We start from the raw sequence: 301 nt of genomic DNA, 5'->3' as shown, positions 1-301 counted from the left end.
AGTGATCCTTTACGGTGGGCTCGGCGCTGCCGAAATCCGGCAGGAGCCGGAGCTGCTCAAAGTCCAGATAGAGGAACCGGTCCAGGAAGCCCAGCGTCGGGTAGAGCCAGGCGTTCAGCCTACCATAGCTGCGGGCAGCCTCGGCAGGGTCTTCGCCTCGGACACCGAGGACAACGTCGATCCGGGTGAAGCGCAGGGAGCCGATGCTGGCCCGGGTGAGCTTTCCCGCCCCTTTTAAGATGGTGCAGACGATCTGCAGGGTCAGCTTCGCCTTCTGGCGGGGCGGGGCTTCCTTTTTGGG

1 protein-coding gene is annotated in these 301 nt (G+C 64.1%); it reads right to left on the bottom strand.

Going from position 1 to position 301, the window contains the following annotated elements; translation table 11 throughout:
- The coding region (locus tag P0G09_RS18680; protein WP_275253420.1) for a DUF2953 domain-containing protein at nucleotides 1–301 on the bottom strand (301 nt) is incomplete at both ends.

Source organism: Faecalibacterium sp. DFI.5.82, assembly GCF_029076575.1.
Lineage (GTDB): Bacteria > Bacillota > Clostridia > Oscillospirales > Ruminococcaceae > Faecalibacterium > Faecalibacterium duncaniae.
This window is presented reverse-complemented; position numbering and strand designations above follow the sequence as displayed.